Below are 2,495 nucleotides of genomic sequence, written 5' to 3'. Positions count from 1 at the left end.
TAATTTATAAAGGATCTTCTTGAGATCCTTTTTTTCCGCGCGTAATCTCTTGCCCTGTAAACGAAAAAACCACCCTGGCAGGTGGTTTTTCGAAGGTTAGGTAATCCTGGCAGATCCCCTAACCGTGGTAACAGTCTTGTGCGAGACATGTCACCAAATTTGTCCTTTCAGTGTAGCCTCACTAAGGCCGCCACTTCAAGAACTCTTGAGACATCTCTCGCACATCCTGTTTGCCAATGGCCGTTGCCAATGGCGATTAGTCGTGTCTTTCCGGGTTGGACTCAAGTTGATAGTTACCGGATAAGGCGCAGCGGTCGGACTGAACGGGGGGTTCGTGCATACAGTCCATCCTGGAGCGAACTGCCTTCCCGGAACTGAGTGTCAGGCGTGGAATGAGAAACCGCGGCCATAACAGCGGAGTGACACCGGTAAACCGAAAGGCAGGAATGCGGGGGAGCACGAGGGAGCCACCAGGGGGAAACGCCTGGTATCTTTAAGCCGCATCGGGTTTCGCCACCACTGATTTGAGCGTCAGATTCTGTGATGCTTGTCAGGGGGGCGGAGCCTATGGAAAAACGGCTTTGGCGCGGCCTTATGCTTTCTTCGTTAAGTATCTTCCTGGCATCCCCCAGGAAATTTCTGATCCATCCGTAAGCCCGTCCCGCTCGCCGCAGCCGAACGACCGAGCGGAGCGAGTCAGTGAGCGAGGAAGCGGAATATATTCTGTATCACATTTTCTCCTGACGCGTTTTCTTTCACTTTCTGCGCCTGTCTTATGTGGCATTAATGCTATGTGTTACTGCCATGCTACATCTTAAGCCAGTATACACTCCGCTAGTGCTCCGTGACTGGTCCGGCGCTGCGCCCGGAACCCGCCTGTACCGGTTCAGCAGCCGTTCCGGCCTGACTGCAATTTTTTTTTTTTCATCCCTGCCCGCTACCCTGTAAACCTTTCTTCTGCGTTGCCGTTAACAGTAGGTAAGCCATGTTTGGTTTTTCTTCCGGAGCCCTGATGACTCTTAGTGATGATGAGCGACACCTGCTTGTGTCCGTTGTTTCGGTCTGGCTACGGCGTGCCGGAGGGGATGCCGGAGCCATGATGCTGGATGCATACCGGCAGATTTTGTCTGAAACCGAACCGGCCGTAAGGACTGTCATGCTCGAATTTCTTGAATCCGTTCGCATTCATTACATTTCGTCCTGAGCATTTTCTGTATTTCTGTCCATACTTAAACGAGGCGGCCGTCACGGACGGTGGTCGTCGTTCCATGATGCTGTTATGGACGAGTGAGAGTAATCTAATCTAACTTGATTGAGTTCCGGGCGTGCCGCCCGGTTTTTTTTGCTGTTTCCCGGTGTCCGTTCCGGGACAGGATGTGCATTTGTAATACCGCGCACGCGCCGGCATCACAAATACCCTGGTCAGGGCTGCGCCCCGACACCCCGCCATCGCCTCACGGCCGCGCACTGAATTGCGCACCCGTTCACCGATTTTCACGCATTTTCCTCGCCTATCTGTGCGTTCAGCATGGCGTAAAGCGCTTCGGCCTGATCGTGCAGGTGCTCACAGCAGCCGGCAGCCTCATCCAGATCCATCTGCTCGAGCCGCTCAAGGAGGAGAAGTGTCTGTGCGCGGATAAATTTGGCCATATTGAGGGCGGCGGATTCCTGTCTGGTCACTGGTGATTTTCCCCGTCTGGTGATGATTTTTGCGTGAAAAGAGCATGGCGTCATTCTGGTGCATAGTCATGCATGCCGTTAAAATTTAACAGGCGCGTTTCTGACGGGTTCCGGGGTGGTTTGTTGTGGTTTTTGTCATGGTTTCGTCAGGAACGCGCTGAACGCGTCTCAGGCGGTGCGGGCAACGGATGTTATGGTAAATTCTTGGGGGCTTGATTATAAAATACCGCACTTCCTCTTATGTCTTGTGCTTTTTAGACAACCCTGAAAGCTTTTAGCTTTGGTGATGCAATTTGCTGGGATTTTGGCGGAGAACCACAGGTAAAGAAAAAGGCCACATTAGCGGCCTTTTTCGGAGAAGATGCTCAGTGCGGAATTTCGGAGACTTCTTTAACGTCGGTTTTATTGATCTGCTGTTTGACACCATTCGCGTCTGTATAGCCAAGCAGGCCTGAGTCTGATTCTTTAGGTTTGCCGTCGCTGACAATAGTGCGACCGTCATTGGTGTGTATGGCATAGCTTGTGCGCGTGCAGCCGGTGAGGGCTGAAAGCGCAACTGCCGCTGCGAACACTGAAACAAAAATCTTTTTCAAAGCCAGCTCCTTTTATCCATATCAGTTTTGGTCACTAACCATCTAACTATAGGTCATTTTTTATGTGAAAAGAGGCTTGATGGTGGGCTGTATATCGAGTTAGGCGCGAGGTGCTATGGTCAAAGTGTGGTGTCAGGCGGGGAGGAGGCTTATATGAGATGTAATCCGGCCGATACATATACCAAGATGATTTAAGTATTCCTCTTTGTGAGGTTGGATGTC

3 protein-coding genes are annotated in these 2,495 nt (G+C 51.5%); 1 reads left to right on the top strand and 2 read right to left on the bottom strand.

Features of this window, described 5'->3' with window-relative positions; translation table 11 throughout:
* Nucleotides 1-1,012 precede the first annotated feature (1,012 nt).
* Nucleotides 1,013-1,204 carry a hypothetical protein gene (locus INF68_RS22370; RefSeq protein WP_021243041.1) on the top strand — a complete coding sequence of 64 codons (192 nt, stop codon included), beginning with the start codon at nucleotides 1,013-1,015 and terminating at the stop codon, nucleotides 1,202-1,204.
* A gap of 290 nt (nucleotides 1,205-1,494) precedes the next feature.
* Here INF68_RS22370 and INF68_RS22365 read toward each other — a convergent pair whose 3' ends face one another.
* Nucleotides 1,495-1,680, bottom strand: coding sequence for a Rop family plasmid primer RNA-binding protein (locus tag INF68_RS22365; RefSeq protein ID WP_013772937.1), 186 nt, complete (start codon nucleotides 1,678-1,680; stop codon nucleotides 1,495-1,497).
* Between the two features lie 365 nt (nucleotides 1,681-2,045).
* Complete coding sequence (locus tag INF68_RS22360; protein ID WP_021243043.1) at nucleotides 2,046-2,273, bottom strand: YgdI/YgdR family lipoprotein; 228 nt, start codon at nucleotides 2,271-2,273, stop codon at nucleotides 2,046-2,048.
* Nucleotides 2,274-2,495: the final 222 nt, after the last annotated feature.

The sequence above is a fragment of the Enterobacter cloacae complex sp. P16RS2 genome, from assembly GCF_014982155.1.
In the GTDB taxonomy this organism is placed as follows: Bacteria; Pseudomonadota; Gammaproteobacteria; order Enterobacterales; family Enterobacteriaceae; genus Enterobacter; species Enterobacter cloacae_M.
Note: the sequence above shows the minus strand (reverse complement) of the source record. Positions and strands in the feature narration are given on the sequence as shown.

Coding starts and splice junctions, on each gene's coding strand:
- INF68_RS22370 (WP_021243041.1), top strand. CDS start 1,013: ATGACTCTTAGTGATGATGAGCGACACCTGCTTGTGTCCGTTGTTTCG.